The following is a 382-nucleotide window of genomic DNA, read 5'->3' on the forward strand; positions in this document are numbered from 1 at the left end:
AACACTGACTGGAGGACCGAACCCACTCCCGTTGAAAAGGTAGGGGATGACTTGTGGATCGGAGTGAAAGGCTAATCAAGCTCGGAGATAGCTGGTTCTCCTCGAAAGCTATTTAGGTAGCGCCTCATGTATCACTCTGGGGGGTAGAGCACTGTTTCGGCTAGGGGGTCATCCCGACTTACCAAACCGATGCAAACTCCGAATACCCAGAAGTGCCGAGCATGGGAGACACACGGCGGGTGCTAACGTCCGTCGTGAAAAGGGAAACAACCCAGACCGCCAGCTAAGGTCCCAAAGTTGTGGTTAAGTGGTAAACGATGTGGGAAGGCTTAGACAGCTAGGAGGTTGGCTTAGAAGCAGCCACCCTTTAAAGAAAGCGTAA

1 rRNA gene is annotated in these 382 nt (G+C 52.4%); it reads left to right on the plus strand.

Annotation, left to right across the window (positions count from 1 at the left end):
• Nucleotides 1-382 (plus strand): 23S ribosomal RNA (locus FLO80_RS22515); the annotation flags it as partial.

This window comes from Aquicoccus porphyridii (assembly GCF_008369105.1).
In the GTDB taxonomy this organism is placed as follows: Bacteria; Pseudomonadota; Alphaproteobacteria; order Rhodobacterales; family Rhodobacteraceae; genus Aquicoccus; species Aquicoccus porphyridii.